This window comes from Planococcus glaciei (assembly GCF_900099655.1).
GTDB classification, from domain to species: domain Bacteria; phylum Bacillota; class Bacilli; order Bacillales_A; family Planococcaceae; genus Planococcus; species Planococcus glaciei.
Genome location: NZ_FNDC01000001.1, coordinates 577,851 through 604,140, shown reverse-complemented (window position 1 = coordinate 604,140; position 26,290 = coordinate 577,851). Strand labels below are relative to the sequence as shown.

The window sequence follows — 26,290 nt, the reverse complement described above, 5'->3', positions numbered from 1 at the left end:
ACCAGCCCTTCATTCGTAAAGGGAAAGGAGCACAAAAGATGAAACAGTTGCCGATCCGCTGGAAAATAATGATTCTGTCATATGCCGTCGTCATTTTCTCCCTGCTGATTGGCGGCATTGTAATCGTTGCAAATATCCAGCAAACCGAAGAAAGAGATTTGAGGCTCCGGTCAATGAACACCGCACGGACCGTTGCGGAATTGTCCGATATAAAAAGCGCTGTTCAGCAGCCCGGGGGATGGAAAACAGTGGATCCGGTAGTTGATGAAATCCGGATCATAAACGAAAGTGATTATATCGTCGTCATGAATATGGATAAAGTCCGTTTTTCCCATCCCGTGAAAGAAAAGATCGGAACCCTTTCCGCAGGAGCAGACGAAGATCCGGCATTTGCTGAGCATATATATTTTTCAAAAGCGAAAGGGGAAATCGGCACCGTCATCCGCGCTTTTGTGCCGATCAAAGACGCTGACTTGAATCAGATTGGCGTCGTCGTCGTAGGAAACAAAATTCCAGACGTTTTCGATATTATGGCAGGGTTATCAAAGGAGATCGGGTTGATTGTCTTATTGACGCTGCTGTTTGGGCTAGCGGGTTCGTTTCTGTTGGCGAACCACATTAAAAGGCAGATGTTTCAGCTGGAGCCCTTCGAAATCAAACGGATGCATGAAGAACGGACCGCTACTTTTCATGCAATGAATGAAGGGGTCATCGCGATAGACAACAATGAAATCATTACGATTTTCAATGAAAAAGCTAAGAAGGTTTTCAATGTGAAAGGATCGTTCGTTGGCCAGCCGATCCGTGCCGTTCTAAGCGACACACGCTTGCCTGAAATTGTTGAAAAAAACGAAGCCGTGTACAATGAAGAAATCAAAGTAAGTGGGAAAGTGATTGTCAGCACGCGCATCCCGATCCGGAAAGACGAGGAACTAATCGGAGCGGTGGCGATTTTCCAGGATCGCACGGAAGCGGCAAAACTGGCAGAAGAACTGACCGGCGTAAAAAATTTCGTAGAAGCTTTGCGGGTCCAAAGCCACGAGCATATGAACAAGCTGCACACCATAGCGGGCCTCATTCAACTGGGCAAGCCTGAAAAAGCGCTGCAGCTTGCCCATAATTCAGCGGAAGAACAAGAAAATGTTACCAACTTCCTGAACGACAAAATCAACAATGATGCAGTCGCAGGCCTTCTGTTAAGCAAAATCAAACGAGGGAAAGAACTTGGCATTGAGATGGAAGTTGATCCGAACAGCCATTTTGCCGCATTTCCAAACGAGTTGGACCAGCATGACTTTGTCCTGCTGCTCGGCAATTTGATTGAAAATGCGTTTGGCTCATTTGAAGGGATGGAAATTGACCCGAAACGGATCGATGTCAGCATCGAGCAGTCAGAAGGGATGTGTGCGATTCTTGTAGAAGACAACGGTTCGGGGATTCGGCCGGAACACTTGCCTAAGCTCTACGAAAAAGGATTCACCGCCAATAAAGCGGAGGGCACCGGGTACGGTCTGTACTTGGTGAAACAGATTGTCGACAAAGGAAGAGGGGAAATTCAGGTGTTATCTCAACCGGATGAGGGAACTTCTTTCATCATTACTTTCCCGATGGACGAGGAGGACGAAGCATATGCCGGTTAACAACGAAGTGATGGTTTTATTGATAGAAGACGATCCGATGGTACGGGAAGTCAACAAGGAATTCATCGAAAGCGTCGAAGGGTTCCGTGTGGCAGCAGTCGCAGGAAACGGCGAAGAAGGACTCGCGCTGATCAAAGAACTGAACCTGGATTTAGTGATTTTGGATGTCTTCATGCCGAAAAAAGACGGCATTAAAACTTTGCAGGAAATCCGAAAGCAGAAGCTGGAAGTCGACGTTATTGTGGTTTCGGCGGCCAAAGACAGCGAAACGGTTAAATTGATGCTGCAAAACGGTGCAGTGGATTATATCATGAAACCCTTTAAGCTTCACCGGATTCAGCAAGCGCTGGAAAAATACCGGAATTATCGCATGAGCTTAGCCGGTTCGGAAACAGTGTCACAGGAACAGCTGGATTCACTGCTGTACTCGGAACAAGCCAAGAAAAAAGACGAAGCTTATTTGCCCAAAGGTTTGAATGAATTTACATTGAACGAAATTACGGCTACGATCCAGTCGCAGGAAGTACCGCGCTCGGCTGAAGAAGTGGCGGGAGCCATCGGAATCGCGCGGGTAACGGCACGCCGTTATTTGGATTACTTGGAGAAAAACGGCGTCATCCGTCTGGACGTGCAGTACGGAGGAGTCGGCCGGCCGGTAAACCGCTACGTTTACAATAAAGAAAAAAGTTAAGACCAAAATGACCAAAACATCCATTATGACCATAAGCTATTCCTCTATTAGTGAAAGCGTTATCATTTGAAGAAATCCAAATGACTAACTATTCACACAAGGAGGAGAACAAATGAAAAAGCGAATTTATAAAAATCTAACCTTTCAGGTTTTAGCTGCTATCGTATTGGGTGTGCTTCTTGGCTTGATTTGGCCGAATATCGGAAAAGAAATGAAGCCGGTCGGCGACACGTTCATCAACGCTGTCAAAATGGTCATCGCGCCGATTATTTTCTTGACGATTGTGCTGGGAATTGCAAAAATGGGGGACATGAAAAAAGTAGGGAAAGTCGGAGGAAAGGCTTTTATCTATTTTGAAGTAGTGACCACACTGGCATTGGTTATCGGTTTGATCGTTGTCAATATCGTTAAACCGGGAGCGGGGCTGGATTTCAGTGAACTGGAAAAAGGCGATGTGTCGCAGTACACGGAAAACGGAGGACAAGGAATCAACTGGATTGAATTCGTAACGCATATTGTTCCTTCAAATATGGTGGATGCTTTTGCAAAAGGCGACATTCTGCAAGTCTTGTTCTTCTCTGTATTATTCGGAGTGGCACTGGCTTCTCTTGGGAAAAAGGGAGAGCCAATCATCGACTTTTTAGACCGGGTTTCCTTGGTGTTCTTTAAAATCATCGGCTATGTCATGAAAGCAGCTCCTATCGGGGCATTTGCAGCAATGGCGTACACAATCGGCCATTTCGGTTTAACTTCACTGGTGCCGTTGGCCAAATTGATGTTCTCGGTTTACACGACCATGTTCATCTTCATCTTTGTAGTGCTGAACATCATCTGTAAAATGAACGGCTTTAGCCTTTGGAATTACTTGAAATTCATTAAAGACGAAATCCTGATTGTGCTCGGCACAAGTTCTTCTGAATCGGTATTGCCGCGGATGATGGACAAAATGGAGCGCTACGGAGCTTCAAAATCAGTTGTCGGCCTGGTGATTCCAACAGGCTACTCGTTCAACTTGGACGGGACATCGATTTATCTTTCCATGGCTGTTGTGTTTCTTGCGCAAGTATTCGGAGTGGACTTGTCGATTGGCCAGCAAATTACCATCATTTTGGTTCTGATGCTGACGTCAAAAGGGGCTGCAGGAGTTACAGGAAGCGGCTTTATCGTCCTCGCTTCGACGCTCGCTGCCCTTCAGGTAATTCCGCTTGAAGGATTGGCCTTGCTGCTTGGCGTCGACCGCTTCATGAGTGAAGGGCGTGCGATTGTCAACTTGATCGGGAACGGAATCGCCACAATCGTTGTCGCGAAAAGCGTAGGCGAGTTTGACGAAACCAAACGCGAAGAAGCCTTCACAGAAATGGTTAAACTGAAAAAACTCGGAAGAGCGCCTATCGCAAATCCGGAGAATTAAATTAAGGATTGAAAACCTGTATGGGCAAATCTCATACAGGTTTTTTCTATGCGGCAAAACGGACAGGCATGGTAGGATAGAAGAAACTTCTCAATGCACTTAAGAAACCGAATGGGGGAAATGCAAAATGGAAAACTTGCCGAATTGTCCGGTATGCGGATCTGAATATACATACGAAGACGGGAATATGCTGGTGTGCCCGGAATGCGCCAATGAATGGGTGCTTGGTGCAGAAGCGGAAACCGTGGAAGCCGAAAAAGTCGTGAAAGACGCCAATGGCAATGTGCTGGCAGACGGGGACTCCGTGACAGTGATCAAAGATTTAAAAGTAAAGGGCAGTTCATCTGTCTTGAAAATCGGCACGAAAGTGAAAGGCATTCGGCTGGTAGAGGGCGACCACAATATCGACTGCAAAATTGACGGCTTTGGCCCGATGAAATTAAAATCGGAATTCGTCAAAAAAGGATAGGCGCGTTTCACGTGAAACCTTAAAAAACAAATTAAAAAACCAGGGCTTCTGCCTGGTTTTTTTCTGTAAAGAAGACCTGGGAAAAAGGGGTAAACATTGTTTAACTCGAGTGTTTTAGCGATAATATGAAGTACCTGATATGGACTGAAGGAAGGCTCAGCTGATGAATTTGGTGCTGAATAAAACAAAAATTAAAAATCTGTGCGGTGAGGCTGCCTACAAAAAGGGCAAGTCTTATTTCCTGAGCGGAAAAGTCGAACTTGAGCCGCAGTCTGGCAAAGATTCTATCCGAAAAGGGATGGTGAATGTGGGCAGCGGTTTTCACGTAACGGTGAAACCGGGCTCTGCCGGACAAATCGAAGCTGCTTGCAGCTGTCCGCCTGTCGGTTTTGTAACGACCCATTGCCAGCATGTTGCGGCCGTTCTGTTGGCCATCGAAGAATTTCAGCAAACCCAAAACCCCTTGGCAGACCGTGTACACGGATTGTTCGGCACTCAGCCGGTGCAGTCGAGCGGCAAAGGGCTGCATTTCGACAAACGGCAAACCTTGCGGGTGGAGTTTGTTTGCGGGCCGTTCAGTTTTGGCGATGCGGGCAATGTGATCGGAATCGAACTGCATGCCGGCCAGAAAGCTTTGGAAAAAATACCGGATCCGCTCGATTTTCTCCGGAACATCGCCAGCCGCCGGCCATTCGAATATGCGCCGGGACGTATTTACAACCCGGAACGCCACAATTTCAGCCGGGCAACGGATGCTGTTCTGCGTTTATTAGTGAAAAGCCAGCTGACAAAAGCGGGTGAACAAGAAGCGCTATTGATTTCAGCCGCCGAATGGGAATTGCTGCTGCCGTTATTGGAACAGGCGGAAGAAGTCGTGTTTGAGCAGGGAGAGCGGCTGTATGACGGCGTCCGTTATGGCGATCGGTTGCCGCTGTGGTTTGAAGTGGATACCGCTCCTGCCGGATACCGCCTCCTGATGGAAGGGCTTGAGCGGGTCACCGTTTTCAAGTTGTACGGCTACGCTTTCTCGGAAGGCCAGTGGCTCAAAATGGAAGAGGAAGACTGCAGCCGGCTTTTTGAATTGCAGCGATTGGTTGAAGAAAGCGGCAAAAGCGAGCTGCAGATTCCGGCAGCGGGACTGCGCGATTTCATCGAAACGGCCATTCCGGGATTGATGCGGCTCGGCGAGGTGGACATTGCAGAACGGGCAACGAAAGGGCTGAACGAAACGCCGCTAAAAGCGAAGCTGTTTTTGGACCGGGTCAACAACCGGCTGCTGGCAGGCCTCGAGTTCCATTACGGCCGCATGTCGATCAATCCATGCGAAGAACTGGAGCAGGGCTATCAGTATATGCCGGGGGTAAAGCGCCAGCGGGACAAGGAGCAGCGCATCCTGAAGAAAATGCAGGACAGCCAATTTGTGCAAACGCCGGGCGGTTTTTACCTGCAGGATGAAGAGGCCGAATACGACTTTCTTTACCATGCCGTGCCTGTACTCGAAGAGCTGGTCCAGGTCTATGCCACGACTGCCGTGAAATTGCGCGTCCAAAAAGCGGCCGCAGCCCCGAAAATCCGTGTGGAAATCAAAGAGCGCACAGATTGGCTGGCTTTCCGCTTTGACCTGAAAGGCATTCCCGAAAAAGAAATCCAGCAGCTCCTAAAGGCCATTTCCGAGAAGCGGAAATACTACCGCGTTCCGAATGGCACCTTGATGTCGATTGAAACGCCGGAATTTTGGGCACTCGATCATTTTCTGGAAGACCTCGGATTGTCCGCGGAAGAGCTCGATGAAGAAGAAATCCGGGTGCCGCTGATCCACGGCATGCAATTGGTGGAAGGGCTGGAAGAAGGCGGCCTTGCAGAACCCGGGGAAACTTTCGCGAAACTCATGCTCAGCCTGAACGAACCCGGCCGGATGAATGAAGCTTTGCCCGAATCGCTTGAACCGGTGCTCCGCGATTACCAGAAAATCGGATTCAATTGGCTCAAGCTTTTGGCTTCTTACCGCTTCGGCGGCATTTTGGCGGATGATATGGGGCTTGGAAAAACGCTGCAGAGCATCGCGTTTATCGTGTCCGTGCTGCCGGACATCCGCAAGAAGCGGCAGCCGGTGCTCGTTGTCTGCCCGTCATCGCTTGTCTACAACTGGTCAAACGAATTGAAAAAGTTCGCGCCGGAACTAAAGGCGAAAATCATTGATGGCACTAAAGCTGTCAGAACCACTGCACTAAAAGAATGGGCGGATGTTGACGTCGTCATTACTTCCTACCCGTCTTTGCGGATGGACAGCGCACTCTACCGCGACAAGCCATTCCATACCGTCTTTTTTGATGAAGCACAGGCCTTCAAGAATCCGGTGACCCAAACCGCAAAAGCGGCAAAATCCGTGAAGGCGGATTACCGGTTTGCATTAACGGGAACACCAATAGAGAATTCCCTTGATGAATTATGGTCCATCTTCCAGGTGGTGTTTCCGGATTTGTTGCCGAACCGGCGGGTGTTCAGTGAGCTAAGGCGTGAAAACATCGCTAAACGGGTGCGGCCGTTCATTTTGCGCCGCACGAAAGAAGAGGTCTTGACGGAGCTGCCGGACAAGGTCGAAACGGTTCAATTTTCAGAGCTGCAAGCCGAACAGAAAAAATTGTATGCGGCGTATCTCGCAGAATTGAAGCACGATGCGCTGAAGCACTTGGCAAAAGGCAGTTTCCGCAAAAACCGCATCCGGATTTTGGCCGGGCTGACCCGTCTGCGGCAGATCTGCTGCCACCCGGCATTGTTTGTCGAAGGGTATGCGGGAGGATCGGCCAAGTTCAATCAGCTGATGGAAATCGTGGAAGAATGCCGGCTCTCGGGCCGGCGGGTCCTGATTTTTTCGCAGTTCACCCAAATGCTCGGCATCATCGGTCGCAAACTCAGCCAGCATGGCCAGCCTTATTTTTACCTGGACGGCCAGACGCCTCCGATGGAGCGGGTTGAGTTATGCGACCGTTTCAACGAAGGCGAAGGCAATCTGTTTTTGATTTCCTTGAAAGCAGGTGGCACCGGGCTGAACCTGACGGGAGCCGATACAGTCATTTTGTATGACCTCTGGTGGAATCCGGCTGTTGAACAGCAGGCGGCGGACCGGGCGCATCGCATGGGCCAGGAAAACGAAGTGCAGGTCATCCGGATGCTTGCAAAAGGCACCATTGAAGAGAAAATCAGTGAACTCCAGGAGAAAAAGAAAAATCTCATTGATGAAGTGATCCAGTCGGGGCAGGAATCATTTGCTGCTTTGACGGAGGAAGACATAAGGGAAATACTGACGATTACATGAGAGGTGATTGGATGGACGCTAGAAAGATAACCGAAAAAATCCGAACCCATAAACCGGAAGTGCTCGGCAGCCGCGATTTTGCGAAGTTTGCCATTCTCTTACCCTTGATCGAAAAAGGCGGGGAAGTCCATGTGCTGTTTGAAAAACGGGCGGAAACACTCCGGAAACAGCCAGGAGAAGTGTGTTTCCCAGGCGGCAGGATCGACCCCGAGGACCTTTCGCCGAAATCAGCCGCTTTACGCGAAACCGATGAAGAATTGGGAATCAGTGAAGACGAAATTTCGGACTTGTTCCCACTGGATTATATGGTATCGCCGTTCGGCATGATCATTTACGCATTTGCGGGGTTTATCGACCCGTCGGCCGAGTTCAAGCCGAATCCGGATGAAGTGGGTGAACTGTTCAGCGTGCCGCTTTCTTTTTTCCTTGAAAATCCGCCGCGGGTTTACCAGATTAATTTTGATGTCCAGCCGGAGGAAAGCTTCCCTTATGATTTGATTGTGGGAGGACGGGATTACAGCTGGCGAACGCGGAATTTGGAAGAATATTTTTATCTCTATGAAGACAAAGTAATCTGGGGGCTGACTGCCCGGATCTTGTCGCATTTTATTGATATTATCAAGTAAGGTATGTTGCTTCAAAACCGGAGCAACTGTTGCTTTAAGTTATTATGGGCAATGTTGTTTCGCTTCTTGAATGGCAAATGCCTTCACAATCCGTTTTGAGTATGGCTCTTTTCTCTCCTTACTACCCACAAAAGTGTTCATAAAAGTATCTATGAATAAGCGAACGTTCGTAAAGTGTTTTCAGACATTTACGAACGTTCTTTTTTGCGCTTTTGGACCCTTTTTAGCCTGTTCGTAAACGTGTACTTTTACGAACGCTTTTTTGAAAGTGTGCCTTTCTAATCAGTCTGTTTTTTATTATCAATAATAATGAAATTTAAACACATAGATGTGCTTATTCTGAATTTACATAAAATGTATATAATTTAGAAGTTAAAAATCTTAATAAGGGGCATATGACATGAACACTAACAAAATTAAGAGTTCTCTCACTGTAATTCTAGTTCTCACTCTATTAATATCTTTATTGCCTGTTTATTCAACACCTGAAGTTTCTGCCAGCGGTAATAACGTTTCTAAGTCTCTAAGTTGGCTGCAAAAACAAACCGATCGTCCCTCTTATCCCTCTCAATTGTCTCTAACTCAAAGTTATAGCGATGATTACACGGGGCATGTGGAAGGAAGTGTGGACTTATCGTCTTTGCCCAACCACACTTCAAAGGCAGTTCCATCTATCCAGAGCAATCAAAGCTATAGCAGCGGCTATACAGGTGAAGTAAGTGGCATTTGGAAGAATATCGATTCAACAGAAAACTATTCCGTAATTGTCTATGACAAGACGGATATTAATTATGAAATAGCAAAGGTTGAATTGAAGAGCGATGGAACTTGGAACGCAGGAGAATTAAAGATTAATGGAACTCCGACTATTGTTCTTGTTGACTCTGAAAATAAAATTGTTGCATATGCAGAATCAGATTCTGTAGAACAAGTTATCAAAGAATATGAGGTATGGATCTACTCGGTATCAGACATCCCATACATTCAGGCGAAAGTTCCGATTAAGCTCAATGGAACTTTTACAACTAAAAATCCGGTTAATATCTTGGGACTTGAAGTAGATATTTTTAATGGTGTTAAGGAAGGGAGAAAAATTGCGAGAATTGTTCGGGTTTCAGATGAAAAGGTCTACGGAACAACGGAAGTGCCTAAGTATCAATTAATCCGTTCCTATAATGTACCAATAGATGATCCGGTTAATACTTTAGGGATCGATAGACGGAGTTGGATTTATGACGATGCATTAGCGGTGATGGCCTTTTCGATGGCGGGAGACCGCAGCAGAGCCTCTGCTATCCTGTCTTCGCTCACGCAGTTGCAAAATGAAGACGGCTCTTTAGCCTTTTCCTATGATATTTATTCCGGACCATTGGACGAAAGAAAAAGAAGTGGTTCCATAGCCTGGGTGGGAGACTCTGCCGTTAAATACGAAGAGACTTTCGGAGACGCTTCCTATAGAGGCTTGGCTCTTCGCATTGCCGATTTCTTGCTGACGCAACAAAATCCAAGTACAGGCAGTATTAAGGGAGGACCAGACGTTCCTTGGTATTCGACTGAACACAACATCGATTCTTACTTCTTTTTCAGAAACCTTGGAGAACTTACTGGAAACAAAAAATATTCAAGTGCGGCAAATCGAATTCAGCATGCTTTATTGACCTATCATTGGAACCATGCGGAAAAACGATTCAATCAGGGAATAAACGATCCGGCAGCTGCATTGGACACCAACTCATGGGGATCCATCTTCTTAGAAGCAATAGGCAGATTTGATTTATCTCAAACAGCCACGGCTTATATTGACCAATTTGAAGTGAATGATGCTTCCATGTCATTAAGCAATGATGAGAATTCGTATAATATGACTTATCAGACTTCCTCATTACTTTCTGGTTATAAACCTTATGGAGCCGGGTATTCAGATGCTCCCAATATCGTTTGGACAGAAGGGACCTGGGGCGTCATTAACTTGTTTATGCGCCAAGGAAAAGACGTCAGTAAGTTGGTGAACTCCATGTTCGCTATGCAAAATGCGGATCCCGAGGGCGGATTGGCATATACGAACGAAGGCTATGCGCCATTTCCTTACGAGTTGCACGTCTGGTCCTCTGTAGCGGCGACAGCCTGGCAGTATATTACCTTAATGGATCCGCGCGGCATCTGGGACGATAACAAACATAACGAAACAGCAGGTATAGGCGATTTGCTTGAAGACAATAATTCTTTGGAAACGGCAACCGAAACCGCTGCGGAATCCTTTGAACATCTGACGCTTCATAATTCAACAGATGTGGACTACTATAAGTTCACCGCTGATTTTGATGGAACAATAAAAGTTTCAATTCCGGAAGTTAGCGATTATAAAGTGGAGGTCATTACTCCTGAAGGAACTTCACAGCAAACAGAAATTTCAGGCTATCGAACAGTCGATATAGCAACTGAAGAGCAGCAAACCTATTACATCAAAGTCTCAAGCCCAACAGCCAGTGGTACCGCCTCTACACCTTATTCACTGAACTTCTCAAGTGAAGGTGAATTCCAGCATAAACTGTTGTTAGACGGATTGAATACAAGTCATAGTGCAGCGCAGATACAGGAAATGCAGGAATTGATGACCAAGATGAAATTCTATGATGGTCCAATTACGTCTACCTACTCAAATGAAGTATTCAATAGCGTCATTGCTTATCAAACGGCATTAAACAAGTGGGATCCAAGAACTGAAATGGGGGGCTTATTTGAGCTAAACGGCAACTTTGACAACCGTTTACTCGGTTATGCCAGAGACGATGTATCTCTCGGCAGAAATGCAGAAGGAGAAATCTATAAGACATTCTTTACGGGGGACAAAGTGATTCTCGCACTAACAGGTGAGTATGCGGCAGGATTGGCTTTTGAAGCAGTTGTCATGTATCGCCTGGGGAATGCATACAAAGCGAGCACCTTTACAGCGAAGACTGCCGATTCTTTGGTGGATGATGCCATATCTGCTATTCCAGTCGTTTTGCAAGCAAGTGCAAGAGAACATATAATTAAAGTCGAGACATTTACTCGGAAGGCTGGTATTAAGGGTGGACATAATATGGGCGAGTTCAACAAGTATATTGTTGATAAGCCAATTACCATAACATCTAGAACCCCACATCCTACCATTGATGGTATAACACTAATCCGCTATCAATATCCTAAATACTATAACGGCGAAATACTAGAAGGAGAGTTCAACTTTAGATTGAAAACTGTATATGATCCTGCTGTTTTTACAGATGATGAAATAATTCAATTAGGCATTGAAGCAATGCAAAATGGATTAAATGCAGGTACGTTTGAAATTAGGTCAGGTAATACAACTTCTATTGATGGAGTAGCTTCAAATGGATTGCAATTTAAAGGATTTAGAAACGAAATCACAAATGAAATAACTAATTTCTTCCCTGTAATAGAACAAACTAATTAAAGAGGTGAACAGATGATACATTTAGCTGAAAAATTAAAGGTTCCTCAAGAGTTAATGCCTATGTGTGATTACTACAGTCTCATTATAAAAGGACCAATACTTTTTTTAGGAGCATTAGAATCTTTTTCACAGAATCAAGGCTTTTCAGTAGACTATCACAACTGTGAGTTTTCTCATGAGATGCATCCTTTGGAAGAAGAGTACTTCGCAGATGGCGTACGTTTTACAATTGACGTTTCTCACGCCTATGAATCAGAAGTAATCGTCACTTTCGAGACATTTTATAAATATCTTTTAAAAGTAAGTGACATATATCTTGAAATGCATCCTCAGGATTCACAGAAAGTGAAGAGGTTATTGGAGATTATTCATACGAATTTAAATATCGCTTAAAGCTCAGAAAATTTTAACACTTTTTATATAGAAGAAACGGCACTGAGCCCCAAAAGTTCCTGACTTTTGGGGTGTTTCTTTTAATGTTATTAGATATTTCATGAATCGAACCAATTAACAAAAATGATTAACCAGTATATTGTTTTAGTTTACATATCATGAGATTACCGGAAGCTGAGCAAATATAAAGAGAGGAATAGGCGGATTAAAGCTTATTTCCTCTCTTTTGTATGTGAAAGTGTACTTTTACGAACGCTTTTATTTTATAATTTGAAGGCTATACTCTCAATGTATTTATTCGAACTCTCTAATTAATTCTTTTGCTTTATTTCTAATGTTGGCATCTTTATCTGCCAGTAAGCTTTCGGTTATTTCCCGTAATAAGGGATGAAACTCCTTGTCATAATCAACTAAATAGATTTTAAGATTCGTGTCTAACACAGCTAATACGGTTGATCTTATCAGTAATTCTTTGTGGGAACTGAGCTTTAATAAAGCTTTAAAATACCATTCTGTCTGGTGGGTATAGATCAAATTCAGTATGGTCTCATTCATCTTTAAGTAGTCTTCGCCCGAAAAAATCCTTTCGGCTTCCTCTATGGATATTTCTTCATTGGAATCAGAAAAAAATTCTTCAATTTTTAAATTCGCTAAAAACTTCTCGAATGTTTCAGCGATGCGGATAATTTCTTCTGTGTCTGTCTCGAGATAAATCACTGCAGGAGTGTGTGAGGGAGTTCTGTAATCCAGTGCATAAAAATGGTTGCCATCTCCGCTGAAAATTAAGATATTAGTTGGCAGATTCCATTCCTGAATAAGATAATCCGAATCCAAGACTCCGCCTTCGCCTAAACCATAAATATGATTGATGTCTAACGTGCTTCTCTCGCTTTCAGAAGACTGCACGGTTACGGCATTGTATCGGAGATAGCCACCATTTTGTTTCAAGACGATTTTCTTGTATGAGTCCGGCAATTGCTTTTGTAAGCTTTTTTCTATTTCTTTAATTTTCTTTCTTGAAACTTTCGGTAATTTATAATTGTCGTCTTCTTCCAATGCCCATAGTTTCATTCTTAGTCCTCCTAATTTTAGTTACCTTTTAAAATGATGGTATAACATGAAAAGAAGATAGAGTTCCTATTCTGTATTTTACAATTTTAAGTAGGTAAAAAATTATATTTTTTATTTTAATTTAAAATATAGAGGAACCAAATAAGACCAGTTTACATATGAGGGCTTATCGGAAGTGCAATATGTATCTTAGCTAAAAAAGGAAAGCGAATGCTCTCGAACAGAGCATTTTCTTTTCTTCTTTCCTCATTGAATTTCTCCAGATAAAATTGACGGAAAAATCTAATTACGTATACTGGAATAAAACACGCTCCACGCAGACTGCCTTCAATCATCCCCCTCTTATTTAAAAGCCCTCCTTGACGGAAAAACCATCCCTTTTTTATCAAACCTATTAGGATAAAGAAAGGGAGAATTCAAAATGGCTTCTATTATGTACGCTGTTGAATGTCCACAGTGCGGGCGTTCAGCTTTTGCCGATAATTATTATAAGATTGACGTAACGTATATCCATTGCAGACGATGCGGCTATAATGCCGTTACATCCCGTAACCCTGAAGAAGCCAGAAGATATGGGCATGATGTACATGAAAATCCAGGATACGGAGTTTGTCTATCAATTGCGAAGGAAGGGCACTTAGAAATGACCATGTTCAATTGTTTTCCGGTCGATGTGGAACAGTGCAAAGCAGAAATTTTAGCAACAGATCCGGAATTGAAAAAAAGTTTTTTGGTCACCTATACAGAAGGCGTTTTTGAAATTATATTAGGGACACCATCTGAGAATTTTCACTTGCCATTTAAAGAGTATGCGGAAAAAATGTATGAAAAACATGGAGATATTGAAGGTTTCGAAGGGCTCGTACCAATTGAAAATTAAATATTATATATGAAAGGCCTGTCGATAACAGGCCTTTTCTCTTAATTTTTCCAGTATTTAAAAAAGTTCTTTCGAAAAACTGTATGAGAGCGTATAATTATTCACATTACGTGATAAATTGTTCACTTTGGAAGGAGTGCTTCATCTTGTTGACCACCAACGAATTGGAAATTGTACAAAGCACATCAAAGAAAGATAAGCCGTCACAGGACCAGGTGCCTTTCGGAACCCTCTTTACCGATCATATGTTTACGATGGAATACGAAGCGGGCAAAGGCTGGTTTGAACCGAAAATCGTTCCTTATGCTCCGATTACATTAGATCCGGCCGCTATGATTTTTCATTATGGCCAAACGGTTTTTGAAGGAATGAAAGCCTACCGCACCGAGGAAGGGCGCGTTTTGCTGTTCCGTCCGGAGAAGAACTTTGAACGCTTGAATTTGTCGAGCGAACGCTTAAGCATTCCGCCGATCGATGAGAACGTCGTGCTGGAATATTTGACGAAACTGATTGAACTGGAAAAGGATTGGGTGCCATCAACAGCGGGCACATCGCTTTATATCCGCCCGTTCATCATTTCGACAGAAGCGAATTTGGCGGTCGCTCCGTCAAAGACCTATAAATTCATGATTATCATGTCGCCAGTCGGTTCGTATTTCACAGGTGGCTTGAAGCCGGTTACGATCCACGTGGAAGACCAATTCACAAGAGCCGTAAAAGGCGGTACCGGCATGGCGAAGACCGCGGGCAACTATTCATCCGGCTACCAGGCGCAGGCCAATGCGAAAAAGCTAGGCAATGCGGACGTATTGTGGCTGGATGGCGTTGAAAAGAAATACATCGAAGAAGTCGGCAGCATGAACATCTTCTTCAAGATTAACGGCGAAGTGGTGACGCCTGCGCTCAACGGCAGCATCCTGAAAGGGATCACCCGCATGTCGATCATTGAATTGCTGGGTTCTTGGGGAATTGAGGTCAACGAGAAGAAAATCTCCATCGACGAAATCTACCAGGCATTCCAGGACGGCCTGATCGAGGAAGTGTTCGGCACCGGAACGGCAGCTGTCATTTCACCGGTGGGCGAACTCAACTGGCAAGGTAAAAAAATGATCATCAACAACCACGAAATCGGGGACTTGTCCCAAAAGCTATACGACACGATTACGGGCATCCAGACAGGCAAAGTGGAAGACACACTGGGCTGGACAGTAGAAGTGAAATAATTGATGAAATTAAGAGCTGTTCCGCTACATGCGGAGCGGCTCTTTTTCGGAAAATAAAGGAATTTGTTAAGAAGAATGGAATACCTACTAAAACAGCTATAAAAGAGGGAGGAAAAAAGAATGGAGAACGTAACGGAAGGGTTTATCCCGGTCAAAGGAGGAAACGTCTGGTACCGGATCACCGGCAATGGACCCGGCATTCCGCTGCTTTTGCTGCACGGAGGACCCGGCGGCAAAAGCAATGACAAGGACCCGCTGCGCGGGCTTGGGGCAGAGCGCCCAATCATCCAGTACGACCAATTGGGATGCGGGAACTCGGGCCACCCAGCTGATAAAGAATTATGGACTGTAGAGCATTATATAGAAGAGCTCGAGCATGTAATCGAAGCGCTTGAACTGGAAGAGTTTCATCTTCTCGGCCACTCCTGGGGATCCATGCTTGCGGCTTCCTTTCTTTTGAAAAAACCGGCCGGCGTCCGCAGCGTGATTTTTTCAGGGCCGGCATTGAGCGCCCACCGGTGGGTGGCGGATCAGCGCAATTACCTGAAAGAGCTGCCGCAGGAGTTGCAGGACACCATTGAACAAAGCGAACAGAACCATACGACGGATTCCGAAGAATACAAGCAGGCAATGATGGCTTTCTACAAACGCCATATGTGCCGGCTGGATCCGTGGCCGGACGAAATGAGGAAAGACTTTGGGGCATCAAATGACCAAATCTACCGTTATATGTGGGGCGCATCGGAATTTACCGTCACGGGAACATTAAAGGATTTCGACGCAACCACGCGTCTGCACGAAATTGAGATACCGGCTCTTTTCACTTGCGGGCGCTACGACGAAGCGACGCCTGAAACCACCGAATATTATGCAAGCCTGGCGCCGGATTCAGAAGTGCATGTGTTTGAAAACAGTTCCCATATGCCAAGCCTGGAAGAACCGCAAGCGTATGTCGATGTAATCCGGGAATGGGTGAACCGGCAGGAACTGCGGCCAGGAGCTTAACGGGTCCTGAAAAAATCGGCAAAGGTACTCAATGCGCCATACTTGCAGGCCGATAAAACTGCCTCTATACTTAACAAATTATCAAGCGTTTTTTCTCTTGTTTTGAGAAAAGCGCTTTTTTATGTGAAGTATAGTAAGAATCTGCAAAAAGTTAGTTTGCTCATTGGACAAAGTTGGTACAATAACTTCATAAGGTTTTATAGAAGCAACAGGAAAGGCAGCTGTTTTAATGGGAAATTTAAGTGGGGCAAAACGTGCACGGTTTATTATCCTGTTAGGAGCGCTGACATCGCTTATTCCGTTCACGATTGATATGTATTTGCCGGCATTCCCGAACATTACAGAGGTATTTGATACAAAGGCCTCTTTTGTCCAGCTCAGTTTAACCGCCTGCCTGCTTGGGTTGGCAATCGGCCAGTTGGTTGCAGGCGCCCTCAGCGACATGCATGGCCGGAGAAAACCGCTGATTCTTTCATTGGTCGTTTATGTTGCAGCTTCTGCTGCGTGCATTTTTGCTCCAAATATCTACCTATTCATTGTCTTGCGCTTTGTACAAGGGTTTGCCGCAGCTGCAGGGCTGGTTATTTCCCGGGCAATAGTCCGGGATGTAAGCGACGGGCCGGAGCTGACAAGGCTCTTTGCTTTGCTGATGGTTATAAATAACATGGTGCCGTTGCTCGCTCCTTCCATGGGTGGAGGCATCTTGTTGTTTTCAGATTGGAAAGGCGTCTTTTTCACTTTATCGGTTGTGGGACTGATTCTTCTTTTGATTACAGCGTTCCGTCTGCCCGAAAGCCTGCCGCTTGAAAAAAGGGTGCCAAGCAATTTGGGAGCCACTTTTTCAAGTTTTACTTCGATAGTAAAAGACCGTCAGTTTACCGGATATGCGCTGGCGCAAGGGCTGCTGATCGGCGGTGTTTTTGCTTACGTGTCAGGCACACCGTTTATTTACCAGAACATTTACGGTGTATCGCCGCAGGCCTTCAGCATTCTTTTCGGAATGAACGGCATTGGCTTGATCATCGGCAGTTATGCAGTCGGCCGGTTTGCGCATATTATCTCTGAGAAAAAGTTTCTGGAAACGGCTTTATACGTGGCAACGATTGCGGGAACCATCCTGCTGGCGGTTGTGATTGCAGAAGGGCCGCTATGGGCAGTCGTCGTGCCGATTTTCTTCTTTGTGGCGTCGATCGGAACCGTGAGCACTTCTTCTTTTTCGCTGGCGATGGAATCGCAAAGCCAAGCGGCAGGCAGCGCATCCGCTTTGCTTGGCCTCTTGCCGTTTGTGTTAGGGGCTCTTGCCGCGCCGTTGGTCGGAGCGGGCGGGGAAGATACAGCCGTTCCTATGGGGCTGACGATTTTCTCGATGTGTTTGCTGGCTTTGCTCGCCTATCTATTTTTCGTCAAACGATATGAAAAACAGAAGCAAATGGCACAAGATGCGGTTAAGCAACGTGCCTGAAATAGAACAAAGGCTGACGGCCAAGTGTCCTCTATTAATTAGAGGGCATTTTTTATTGGAGTAATGGGCGGCTCTCTTTTCACTTTATGATCAGATGCGCCGCTCCACTTTGCACCAGTCGTTCTATTGGAAACAAGTACAAGCGAGAAAAAGCTGTGGGATGATGATGTTTATCTGGAAGAACTGGACAGCGAAATAGCACCAGTGGAAACCAAAAGCGGCAATCTTGGATTTGTCCTGGAAGAAGCCGGCTTTGAATTCCTGACGATTACGATAAGCGATGTAATTGCCAAAGGAACAGAAGAAATTGCCGACGCCAAAACTGTCGATTTCTGGTTGCGCTAACCACCTGAAATGCCGATTTCTTAAAAGGCAAAGAAGTCTATTTGGAAACGCAAAAAACTATTGAAATAATAAAAAAGAAGATTTAATGCAATTGCTAGGAATAAAAATCCTGAATTGAAATATCTTTCATTAAAGGGAATGAAGCCTGATTTATAGGCATTTATTCCTTATTTTTATGCAAAAAAAATAGTGGAAAAGGGTAATATTGATTAAAGTTGTTCGAAAATATTGTTTTTTCAAAATATTATATCTATCATAAAGAAATACACAAAGCCATTGTACAAAATAAAACAAGTCGACAGGAGGCCAAAGGGATGATTACTTTTTTCGGAGCACTTTTATTTCTAATTCTAGGCTATGCACTTTATTCAAAATTTATCGAGAAAGTTTTCGGGGTGGATGACAACACGCCCACACCGGCCTATACGAAGAGGGATAACCTTGATTTTATGCCAATGAGCTGGTGGAAAGGGAACCTGATCCAGTTACTGAATATTGCCGGGCTCGGCCCAATCTACGGGGCAGTGGCCGGAGCCTTGTACGGGCCGGTAGCGTTTATCTGGATTGTGGTCGGCTGCATCTTTGCCGGCGGCGTGCATGATTATTTCTCAGGAATGATGTCTTTGCGGCACGGCGGGGCCCAGTTCCCGACGATTGTCGGAAAGTACCTCGGCAAGCACATGAAATTGTTCATCAACGGAATTTCACTTGTATTGATGCTGTTGGTGGCAGCTGCCTTTACAGCAGGGCCGGCCCAGCTGATTTCCCAAATCTCACCGCTGAGTTTTATGGCCGCTTTAGCACTTATCTTCTTTTATTTTATTCTGGCTACGATTTTGCCGATCAACCGCATTATCGGTCGCATTTATCCATTATTAGGGGGCATTCTTCTGTTCATGGCCGTTTCAGTGGCTGTTGCGCTGGTATTTTCCGGCAAACCGATGCCGAACTTGACGCTTGCCAATTTGCATCCGGGCGAACTGCCGATTTGGCCGCTGTTGATGGTGACCATTTCCTGCGGCGCCATTTCCGGATTCCACTGTACGCAAAGTCCGATCATTGCCTGCACGATGAAGAAAGAAACAGATGGCCGCAAAATTTTCTACGGCGCTATGGTGATTGAAGGAATTATCGCATTAATCTGGGCAGCTGCTGGCATGACGTTCTTCAACGGCACGACGGGGCTGCAGGCGGCGTTGGCGGCTGGAGGCCCTTCAGGCGTAGTCAATGAAATCTCCATCTCGCTATTGGGATCAATGGGCGGCATCCTGGCCATTCTTGGCGTCATCATCTTGCCGATTACAACGGGTGACACGGCATTGCGCTCGTCCCGGATGATCGTCACCGATATCCTTTCAAAATTCACGAACATGGAAGGCAAATGGAAAATCCTTTTGGTGACCATTCCACTGGCGATTCCGACGTTTTATCTGTCGACCATCGATTACACGTTCCTCTGGAGATATGTCGGCTGGACCAATCAGGTCGTAGCAACCGTCATGCTGTGGACAGCGACCGTCTTTTTGCTGAGAAGCTATAAATTCCACTGGATTTCAGGAGTGCCGGCAAGCTTTATGACTGGCGTGGTATCGACATATATCTTCTATGCGCCGGAAGGCTTGAACATGGACTATCAAATTTCGATGATCATCGGCTCCTGCATCACTTTAGTGGTTCTGCTTTGGTATGCGGTGCAAATCATCAAATACAGAAGCTTGAAAGCAAGCGATTCCGAATACGCAGCATAATAAAAAATAGACCATGAAAAAGGCATGAATCCCGTCAATCCGGATTCATGCCTTTTATTGTTGAAGAATGGGGAATCGGAGCTCCTTGATTGCCTGGAATGGGCTGATTTTTATGCATTAAATAATTTACTAAATTATCAGATTTCTATTGTTATTGAATTTTAAATGGTGTATGATATACAGTATAGATAGTGTACGTCACATAGTATAAGAACGGAGGTGTACAGATGGACGATTCCTTGTTCAACAGCCTGTCCACGGAGCTTCGCAGAGGCACTTTGACGCTGGCAGTGCTGAGCCAATTACAAAAGCCGCAGTACGGCTATTCATTGGTGCAATTGCTGGAACGCAACGGCATTGCGATGGAACAAAGCACGCTGTATCCGTTATTGCGCCGCTTGGAAAAGCAGGAACTCGTCACCAGCAGCTGGGATACGACGGAAAGCCGGCCACGGAAATATTATGTGTTGAGTGAATACGGAAAAGAGATTTTTGGCCAATTAAAAAATGAATGGGAAAAAACGTCGCAGGAACTCTACAATCTGTTAAAAGGAGAGGGTCCAGATGAACTTGATTGACCTGTATATCGGCGAAGTGACGCGCAGGCTGCCGGAAAAGAACCGGCAGGACATTGCGCTGGAACTGCGTTCGGCTATCGAAGACATGCTGCCGGAAGATCCTTCGGAACAGGACGTGAAGGAAGTATTGGCTGAAATGGGAAATCCGGCTGTTCTGGCAAGCGGTTACCGTGACAAGCCGATGCACTTAATAGGTCCGCGTTATTTTGATTTGTATATCAGCCTGTTAAAGCTCATCCTGCCCATTGCCATTACAGTGACGCTGATTGTGGTCATTGTGGTTGCCATTTTTACCAATAGCGGTGAAACGACAATCATAGATGCAACGGTTTCTTTGATCGGTGATGCGATTAGTGCCAGTGTCAATGCGGCCATGCAAGTTTTCTTTTGGTTAACACTTGTCATCGCACTGATTGAACGGGCAGACCGTTCTTCGTCGCAGGCGCCAATGACGATGAACAGCAAAGAATGGACGCCGGATGATTTAAAAGAAGTCGTTTATATTCCGAAGGAAAAAGCGATTTCCAAATTTGAAATTGCGGGCAGTTTGATCTGGACCGTGATTTGGACGGCGGGCTACTTCAACGCGGACCGGCTGTTGGGCGTCTATCACAACAGAGGGGAAGGCCTTGAGTTTGTTGCACCGACTTTCAACCAGGATGTTCTGCTGTCATACTGGCCGCTGATCATACTGATGCTTGTCCTGGAAATCGCTTTGGCGGTTTATAAATGGAGGGAAGGCCAGTGGACAAGGCGCGTGGCAATATTCAATGCGGTGGTCCAAATCGTATCAACCGGGATTATCGTTCTGATTCTCACCAACTCAAAATTGGTTAACCAAGCATTTTTGGACGAAATCAGCTCAGTATTTGGTGGAACTTCAGGTTTGAGCTGGACTATAGGGGCAATTATTCTAACGGTAGTCGTTGTTGCGGTTAGTGATATGTACCAAGGTTTCCGGAAAGCGATGATAAGTCCTGCAAAATAAAAACATCCATAAAAAGCGGCTGAGCACACTGCTCAGCCGCTTTTTCCTGTTTTATAAAGTCATCGGCATTCCAAGAAAATTGCTAAATGCTACGGCTTCTTTTTGCCAGGAAGCCGGCAAATCGCGTTCTGGCGAAAACGGATTGAATTCAAAAGCAATGCTTTTTCGGGCGATTTCTTTTTTCCAAGTACCGGTCACCTGGCCATCTTCAACGATAATCGGAAAGAAAACGCCGTTTTTGCCAGGCACGACCTTGCCGGAATATTCCACAGGCAGCACAGCGCTGCGGTTGGTATAGCCGAGCAAGTATTCATCAAAAGCAGGAAGCAAGTGAAGGGACGAATCGTTCGCAGCCATAGGGGAATCTGTTCCAGAAAACCAGTACTCGGCGCCGTCCACTTCTTCTGAAACCAGGAAAGGTTTTGCCAACTCCAAGGCGAGGCGAACATCTTTCATTGGCAAACCGCACCACCAGGCAAAGTCCCGCAACGCGGCAGGGCCATGGCTCATGAAATACCGCTTGGCCAGTTCCAGAAGGGCTTCTTCCCGCGTCAGTTCTTCTGCCTGCGGTGCCCATTCTTCCAGCAAGACATAAGTTTGCTGTTTGGCTTCTAGCGGACCGAGGCAGATCAAGCCTTTTTGGGACCAGTACCAGAGAATATGATAGCCGCGCTGTCCGTCCACCCGGATGCCCGAACTCTCCAGCAACTTCAACATACTGGCGCGGGATAACCGGCTGCCTCCGCTTAAAGCCTGCTGGAAAATTTCCGCGGACCGCTGCAGGACAGCATCGTCCAGTTCCAATTGCTTCAGGCGGCCCTTGCTTGCAGCCAGCATGCGCGGGGAGGTTAAAGCGAGCAGCCATTTGCTGTCTTCCGGCGCGATAAAATGAAGGGTACCCCGCATCGGCCAGGTGCGGATGATTTTCCCTTCGGCAATGGCCTGTTCCACTTGTGCCTGAGTAGCGGATTCCATCCGTTTTCCGATTGCCCATAAAGCCTGCGGGTAATTTTGGGCTTGCATGGCGCCCATCCATCGGACGACCTGTTCCGGTTCTTGAAATTTCTGCCCTTCAATGTGTTGAGCGGCCAGCCGTTTTTGGGCGATTTCCACTTGCTCCATCATCCATTCCTCCGATTCCTTAGAATAAGCACCGGCTTTTGCATAGAAACATTTCAGGTTCTCGTTTGTTGGTTCTATTATAACGGGGATGTGTAGAAGAAAAATAGTAAATCCTTAATTTTAATGGTAGTAAAAAGACTTGTTTGGTGTTAATATAAGGAAAAAATATATGATAAAGTATCTGTTTATATCATTTTCTGTTATATGAGTTCAAATACTGGAGGTTTGTACTAATGAAGAAAGTTTGGATAGGGGCTGTATTGCTAATGGCGATGGTATTTTCAAACGGTTTGTCCGGAGAAGCGGCAACGGAAGTCCGGGCAACCTGGTTATGGAATCCTTGGGATCTTATCAGTGACGAAGCCGGGACATTGGCTTTTCTGGAAAACAAAAACGTCAATAAAGTTTATGTCCAAGTGGACCGGGATATTCCGGTGAAGGTCTACCGCGGGTTTATTGAAAAAGCTTCCGCAAAAGGCATAAAGGTGTACGCATTAGACGGCGCTCCGGGATGGGTAGCCAAAAAAGGGTACACCAGCCAGGATCAATTGATGGCGTGGCTAAAAACTTATCAATCGGGTTCAAGTGCCTTGCAGAAGTTCACCGGCATCCATTTAGATGTGGAACCGTATTTATACAGCGGCTGGTCCACGAATCAAAAAGCAACGATCCTCGCTTACCAGAACTTGCTGGTGAAAGCGAAAGCCAGTGCTAACAGCCTTGCGCTTCCGTTGGAGGCGGATATGCCATTCTGGTTTGATGAAGTTTCTTATAACAATACATTAGGCCGGGGACTGCTCGCAGAGTGGGTGATTGCGAATACCAGCAGCGTCACTATCATGGCTTACCGGGACACGGCCCCTTTCATTATCGATCTGGTGAAAAATGAAGTGAATTTTGCAGCAAAATACGGCAAGTCAACAGTGGTCGGTGTTGAAACAGCGCCAACCGACGAAGGCGATGCCATCTCGTTTTTTGAAGAAGGCGAAGCCTATATGAACAGCCAATTGGCTGAAGTTCAAGCTCATTATGCCGGTATACCAGGATATGGCGGCATTGCAATCCATTATGTGGACAGCTGGAAGACGATGGCTCCTTGAGCTTATAAACGGCAATGAAACAGGAAAGAGATTAAATCTCTTTTCCTGTTTTTTTTTTTTGTATTTTCCTTATTAAATCCGTTATACATTTTTATGCATAAAAACCGAATTTGCTGAACGCTTCTTCCGTATTTCGGTTTTCTGACGATAGTATATCTGATAGGCATTAAGTTCTCTTTTTTTCCTAGGAACAAAGAAACGAAAAAAGATTTTTATAAAATCACTTTTTTTGCAGGTGTCCTCTTTTGGTAAATTATCTTTTAATAAATGCCGGAATAGGTTGATTAAAAATTCTAAATGTTGCATAATAATTCTATTCATCTTTCGTAAAACAGTTCGGCGATAAAAAACAGGTGGTGACGGTAAGTGAAGAAAAAAAGGATTGTCGTTAAAATTGGAAGCAGTTCTTTGACGAATGTAAACGGAGGATTGTGCCTGGAAAAATTGCAGGAGCATGTGGAAGCGCTCGCGCGTTTAAAGGAAGCGGGCCACGAAGTGATCCTGGTTTCTTCCGGAGCGGTAGCTGCCGGTTTCACAGACCTCGGCTACGCTATGCGCCCGGTGAGCATCGTCGGCAAACAGGCAGCCGCATCGGTCGGGCAAGGGCAGCTTCTGCAGGCCTACTCGGAAGAGTTCAAGAAGCACCGGGTGGTGTCGGCGCAATTGCTGCTGACCCGCCAAAACTTGCTGGCCAAAGATTTGTACCAGAATGCCGAAGCCACATTGAGCGAATTACTGAAGCGCAAAGTGCTGCCGATCATCAATGAAAACGATTCGGTTTCTGTCGAGGGGCTGACATTCGGCGACAACGATATGCTGTCGGCTTTGGTCAGCGGCCTTGTCCAAGCCCAACTGCTGGTGATTTTAACGGACATCAATGGCATCTACCGGGAAAACCCCCGCAGCAACCCCAATGCCGAAAGGTACGATTTTCTTTCTGAAATTCCCGATGAACTGATCGAAGCGACTTCAAGTGAAGGATCGGAACTTGGCACCGGCGGCATGAAGTCAAAAGTGGAAGCGGCACAGACTGCGCTGGCATTGGGCGCGCAAGTGTTTATCGGAACCGGAGCCGGAAGCGAAAAACTACTGAAAATTTTGGAGGGCAATGGGGACGGCACCTACATCGGCGACGATCCACAGGCCACTGTGAAAAACTCCAAGCAATGGCTTGCCCTGCATTCCATTCCGCTTGGAAAAATCAAAGTGGATAACGGCGCCGCACTGGCCATTTCGGAGCAAGGAAGAAGTTTGCTTCCGGTCGGCGTAATTGACATTGCCGGCAATTTCACTGCGAATGATGTGGTGGAAGTCGTTGATCCGGCCGGGCAAATTGTCGGGCGCGGACAAGTGAATTATTCATCGGAGGAACTGTTGGAAATCAAGGGCCTTTGCAGCCAGGAAGCGAACGTCATCACGAAGACAGGCAAACGCCAAGTCGTCATCCACCGCAACCAGTGGTTCAGCCATACAGGAAAGGGGACAATAACCAATGAGTGAACTTCTTCAAGTAGGCGAAGCGAAGGACTTGCTTCAAAAAGCACAACTTGCCAAAACAGCCGCAGCCGCCATGGCGAAAAAAACGACAGCTGAGAAAAACGAGGCGCTGCAGTTGATTTCCGCCCAATTGCTGGAGGAGCAGGCGTTCATTTTGGCTGAAAACGAAAAAGATGTTGCTGCAGGGAGAGCCGGCGGCATGAGCGAGTCGCTGATCGACCGCCTGAAGCTCGATGCCGGCCGTTTGGGCGACATGGCGGAGGCGTTGATTCAGCTAACCGAACTGGATGACCCGGTCGGTGAAGTGCTCGAACAATGGGAGCGCCCGAATGGGCTGGCGATGTCAAAAATCCGGGTGCCGCTCGGTGTCATCGGAATGATCTATGAAGCCCGCCCCAATGTCACAGTGGACGCTTCAAGCCTGTGCCTGAAAACCGGCAATGCGGTGGTGCTGCGCGGCAGTTCAACAGCCATCCATTCCAATAAAGCCCTCGTCCAGGTGATTCACCATGCGCTCCAAAAAAGCGCTTTGCCGGAAGAAGCGGTGCAGCTGATTGAAGATACGAGAAGAGAGACGGCGGCACAAATGTTCAAGCTGAACTCGCATCTTGATGTGCTGATTCCGCGAGGCGGCGCCAAACTGATCCAGACCGTTGTGCAGAATGCCAGCGTGCCGGTCCTGGAAACGGGAGCCGGAAACTGCCATGTCTATATCGATGAAACGGCCGATGCGGACATGGCGGTCTCGATCGCCTTGAATGCGAAAACGCAGCGTCCGTCTGTCTGCAATTCCTGCGAATCAATTCTTGTCCATCAAGAATGGGCAAAGGATCATTTAGGCAAACTGGTCGAAGCGCTGCAGCAGCACAAGGTGCAGATCCACGGCGATGAGGCGGTCCAGCCATACGGCGAAGTGATTCCGGCCGGCGAAGAAGATTGGGGCACTGAATACCTGGGACTTGAAGTCGCCATCAAAGTGGTGGTTTCTGTCGGTGAAGCGATTGCGCACATCAATTCGTACGGCACAAAACATTCAGAAGCGATTGTTTCAGAAACGCTTGAGAGCGTCGACCAATTCTTTATGGAAGTGGACGCTGCTGCAGTTTACCATAACGCATCGACCCGCTTCACGGACGGCTTTGAATTCGGATTTGGGGCGGAGATCGGCATCAGTACGCAAAAACTCCACGCACGCGGGCCTATGGGCTTGCCGGCGTTAACTTCTACCAAGTACTTGATCCAAGGGAACGGACAAGTGAAATAACAGG

Annotated in this window: 21 protein-coding genes; 19 read left to right on the top strand and 2 right to left on the bottom strand. The window is 46.2% G+C overall.

The window, feature by feature from the left end; genetic code table 11:
• Positions 1 to 38: 38 nt before the first annotated feature.
• From BLQ32_RS02980 to cdiI, 8 genes are all read left to right on the top strand, one after another.
• Positions 39 to 1,640, top strand: coding sequence for an ATP-binding protein (locus tag BLQ32_RS02980; protein WP_074509035.1), 1,602 nt, complete (start codon positions 39 to 41; stop codon positions 1,638 to 1,640).
• Positions 1,630 to 2,331: a response regulator gene (locus BLQ32_RS02975; protein WP_074509034.1), complete on the top strand. Its 702-nt coding sequence runs from the start codon at positions 1,630 to 1,632 to the stop codon at positions 2,329 to 2,331. The genes BLQ32_RS02980 and BLQ32_RS02975 overlap by 11 nt, the downstream gene beginning before the upstream one ends.
• Positions 2,332 to 2,443: 112 nt before the next feature.
• Positions 2,444 to 3,742, top strand: a complete 1,299-nt coding sequence (gene dctP / locus BLQ32_RS02970) for a C4-dicarboxylate transporter DctP (RefSeq protein ID WP_074509033.1) — start codon at positions 2,444 to 2,446, stop codon at positions 3,740 to 3,742.
• Positions 3,743 to 3,869: 127 nt separating this feature from the next.
• Positions 3,870 to 4,211 (top strand): zinc ribbon domain-containing protein YjdM, encoded by a 342-nt coding sequence (locus BLQ32_RS02965; RefSeq protein WP_074509032.1) that lies wholly within the window; start codon positions 3,870 to 3,872, stop codon positions 4,209 to 4,211.
• A 163-nt stretch (positions 4,212 to 4,374) separates the two neighbouring features.
• Positions 4,375 to 7,527 carry a DEAD/DEAH box helicase gene (locus tag BLQ32_RS02960; RefSeq protein WP_074509031.1) on the top strand — a complete coding sequence of 1,051 codons (3,153 nt, stop codon included), beginning with the start codon at positions 4,375 to 4,377 and terminating at the stop codon, positions 7,525 to 7,527.
• Between the two features lie 11 nt (positions 7,528 to 7,538).
• A complete protein-coding gene (locus tag BLQ32_RS02955) occupies positions 7,539 to 8,153 on the top strand; it encodes an NUDIX hydrolase (protein WP_074509030.1) in 615 nt (204 codons plus the stop codon).
• 400 nt (positions 8,154 to 8,553) lie between these two features.
• Positions 8,554 to 11,610 carry an EndoU domain-containing protein gene (locus tag BLQ32_RS02950; protein ID WP_074509029.1) on the top strand — a complete coding sequence of 1,019 codons (3,057 nt, stop codon included), beginning with the start codon at positions 8,554 to 8,556 and terminating at the stop codon, positions 11,608 to 11,610.
• A gap of 12 nt (positions 11,611 to 11,622) precedes the next feature.
• Complete coding sequence (cdiI, locus tag BLQ32_RS02945; protein ID WP_083335251.1) at positions 11,623 to 12,003, top strand: ribonuclease toxin immunity protein CdiI; 381 nt, start codon at positions 11,623 to 11,625, stop codon at positions 12,001 to 12,003.
• A 294-nt stretch (positions 12,004 to 12,297) separates the two neighbouring features.
• Here the strand turns inward: cdiI and BLQ32_RS02940 are convergent, their stop codons facing one another.
• On the bottom strand, positions 12,298 to 13,074 hold the full coding sequence (locus BLQ32_RS02940; protein WP_074509028.1) for an SMI1/KNR4 family protein: 777 nt from the start codon (positions 13,072 to 13,074) through the stop codon (positions 12,298 to 12,300).
• A gap of 421 nt (positions 13,075 to 13,495) precedes the next feature.
• On the opposite strand from BLQ32_RS02940, the gene BLQ32_RS19665 reads away from it, so the two are divergent.
• The 8 genes from BLQ32_RS19665 (at position 13,496) to BLQ32_RS02895 (ending at position 21,303) form a co-directional block, all read left to right on the top strand.
• Positions 13,496 to 13,954, top strand: coding sequence for a hypothetical protein (locus tag BLQ32_RS19665; protein ID WP_139150491.1), 459 nt, complete (start codon positions 13,496 to 13,498; stop codon positions 13,952 to 13,954).
• A gap of 149 nt (positions 13,955 to 14,103) precedes the next feature.
• Positions 14,104 to 15,177: a branched-chain amino acid aminotransferase gene (locus BLQ32_RS02925; RefSeq protein ID WP_036811913.1), complete on the top strand. Its 1,074-nt coding sequence runs from the start codon at positions 14,104 to 14,106 to the stop codon at positions 15,175 to 15,177.
• 120 nt (positions 15,178 to 15,297) lie between these two features.
• Positions 15,298 to 16,182, top strand: a complete 885-nt coding sequence (locus BLQ32_RS02920; RefSeq protein ID WP_036811074.1) for a proline iminopeptidase-family hydrolase — start codon at positions 15,298 to 15,300, stop codon at positions 16,180 to 16,182.
• Positions 16,183 to 16,411: 229 nt separating this feature from the next.
• Positions 16,412 to 17,644, top strand: coding sequence for a multidrug effflux MFS transporter (locus BLQ32_RS02915; protein WP_074509026.1), 1,233 nt, complete (start codon positions 16,412 to 16,414; stop codon positions 17,642 to 17,644).
• Between the two features lie 126 nt (positions 17,645 to 17,770).
• Positions 17,771 to 17,989, top strand: coding sequence for a hypothetical protein (locus BLQ32_RS02910; protein ID WP_074509025.1), 219 nt, complete (start codon positions 17,771 to 17,773; stop codon positions 17,987 to 17,989).
• Between the two features lie 314 nt (positions 17,990 to 18,303).
• On the top strand, positions 18,304 to 19,737 hold the full coding sequence (locus BLQ32_RS02905; RefSeq protein WP_074509024.1) for a carbon starvation CstA family protein: 1,434 nt from the start codon (positions 18,304 to 18,306) through the stop codon (positions 19,735 to 19,737).
• Between the two features lie 227 nt (positions 19,738 to 19,964).
• A complete protein-coding gene (locus tag BLQ32_RS02900) occupies positions 19,965 to 20,315 on the top strand; it encodes a PadR family transcriptional regulator (RefSeq protein ID WP_036811083.1) in 351 nt (116 codons plus the stop codon).
• Positions 20,302 to 21,303 (top strand): HAAS signaling domain-containing protein, encoded by a 1,002-nt coding sequence (locus BLQ32_RS02895; RefSeq protein ID WP_036811085.1) that lies wholly within the window; start codon positions 20,302 to 20,304, stop codon positions 21,301 to 21,303. Before BLQ32_RS02900 ends, BLQ32_RS02895 begins: the two co-directional genes overlap by 14 nt.
• 51 nt (positions 21,304 to 21,354) lie before the next feature.
• Here the strand turns inward: BLQ32_RS02895 and BLQ32_RS02890 are convergent, their stop codons facing one another.
• The gene (locus BLQ32_RS02890; RefSeq protein ID WP_074509023.1) at positions 21,355 to 22,425 is read right to left on the bottom strand and encodes a winged helix DNA-binding domain-containing protein; all 1,071 of its coding nucleotides are present in this window, start codon (positions 22,423 to 22,425) and stop codon (positions 21,355 to 21,357) included.
• Between the two features lie 233 nt (positions 22,426 to 22,658).
• On the opposite strand from BLQ32_RS02890, the gene BLQ32_RS02885 reads away from it, so the two are divergent.
• The 3 genes from BLQ32_RS02885 (at position 22,659) to BLQ32_RS02875 (ending at position 26,286) form a co-directional block, all read left to right on the top strand.
• Positions 22,659 to 23,525, top strand: coding sequence for an amidase (locus tag BLQ32_RS02885; RefSeq protein WP_074509022.1), 867 nt, complete (start codon positions 22,659 to 22,661; stop codon positions 23,523 to 23,525).
• A 366-nt stretch (positions 23,526 to 23,891) separates the two neighbouring features.
• On the top strand, positions 23,892 to 25,025 hold the full coding sequence (proB, locus tag BLQ32_RS02880; RefSeq protein ID WP_074509021.1) for a glutamate 5-kinase: 1,134 nt from the start codon (positions 23,892 to 23,894) through the stop codon (positions 25,023 to 25,025).
• Positions 25,018 to 26,286 carry a glutamate-5-semialdehyde dehydrogenase gene (locus BLQ32_RS02875; protein ID WP_074509020.1) on the top strand — a complete coding sequence of 423 codons (1,269 nt, stop codon included), beginning with the start codon at positions 25,018 to 25,020 and terminating at the stop codon, positions 26,284 to 26,286. The genes proB and BLQ32_RS02875 overlap by 8 nt, the downstream gene beginning before the upstream one ends.
• Positions 26,287 to 26,290: the final 4 nt, after the last annotated feature.

Bases quoted from the DNA above. Each gene is read 5' to 3' on its own strand.
- BLQ32_RS02980 (WP_074509035.1), top strand. From the start codon at position 39: ATGAAACAGTTGCCGATCCGCTGGAAAATAATGATTCTGTCATATGCC.
- BLQ32_RS02975 (WP_074509034.1), top strand. From the start codon at position 1,630: ATGCCGGTTAACAACGAAGTGATGGTTTTATTGATAGAAGACGATCCG.
- dctP (WP_074509033.1), top strand. From the start codon at position 2,444: ATGAAAAAGCGAATTTATAAAAATCTAACCTTTCAGGTTTTAGCTGCT.
- BLQ32_RS02965 (WP_074509032.1), top strand. From the start codon at position 3,870: ATGGAAAACTTGCCGAATTGTCCGGTATGCGGATCTGAATATACATAC.
- BLQ32_RS02960 (WP_074509031.1), top strand. From the start codon at position 4,375: ATGAATTTGGTGCTGAATAAAACAAAAATTAAAAATCTGTGCGGTGAG.
- BLQ32_RS02955 (WP_074509030.1), top strand. From the start codon at position 7,539: ATGGACGCTAGAAAGATAACCGAAAAAATCCGAACCCATAAACCGGAA.
- BLQ32_RS02950 (WP_074509029.1), top strand. From the start codon at position 8,554: ATGAACACTAACAAAATTAAGAGTTCTCTCACTGTAATTCTAGTTCTC.
- cdiI (WP_083335251.1), top strand. From the start codon at position 11,623: ATGATACATTTAGCTGAAAAATTAAAGGTTCCTCAAGAGTTAATGCCT.
- BLQ32_RS02940 (WP_074509028.1), bottom strand. From the start codon at position 13,074: ATGAAACTATGGGCATTGGAAGAAGACGACAATTATAAATTACCGAAA.
- BLQ32_RS19665 (WP_139150491.1), top strand. From the start codon at position 13,496: ATGGCTTCTATTATGTACGCTGTTGAATGTCCACAGTGCGGGCGTTCA.
- BLQ32_RS02920 (WP_036811074.1), top strand. From the start codon at position 15,298: ATGGAGAACGTAACGGAAGGGTTTATCCCGGTCAAAGGAGGAAACGTC.
- BLQ32_RS02915 (WP_074509026.1), top strand. From the start codon at position 16,412: ATGGGAAATTTAAGTGGGGCAAAACGTGCACGGTTTATTATCCTGTTA.
- BLQ32_RS02905 (WP_074509024.1), top strand. From the start codon at position 18,304: ATGATTACTTTTTTCGGAGCACTTTTATTTCTAATTCTAGGCTATGCA.
- BLQ32_RS02900 (WP_036811083.1), top strand. From the start codon at position 19,965: ATGGACGATTCCTTGTTCAACAGCCTGTCCACGGAGCTTCGCAGAGGC.
- BLQ32_RS02895 (WP_036811085.1), top strand. From the start codon at position 20,302: ATGAACTTGATTGACCTGTATATCGGCGAAGTGACGCGCAGGCTGCCG.
- BLQ32_RS02890 (WP_074509023.1), bottom strand. From the start codon at position 22,425: ATGGAGCAAGTGGAAATCGCCCAAAAACGGCTGGCCGCTCAACACATT.
- BLQ32_RS02885 (WP_074509022.1), top strand. From the start codon at position 22,659: ATGAAGAAAGTTTGGATAGGGGCTGTATTGCTAATGGCGATGGTATTT.
- BLQ32_RS02875 (WP_074509020.1), top strand. From the start codon at position 25,018: ATGAGTGAACTTCTTCAAGTAGGCGAAGCGAAGGACTTGCTTCAAAAA.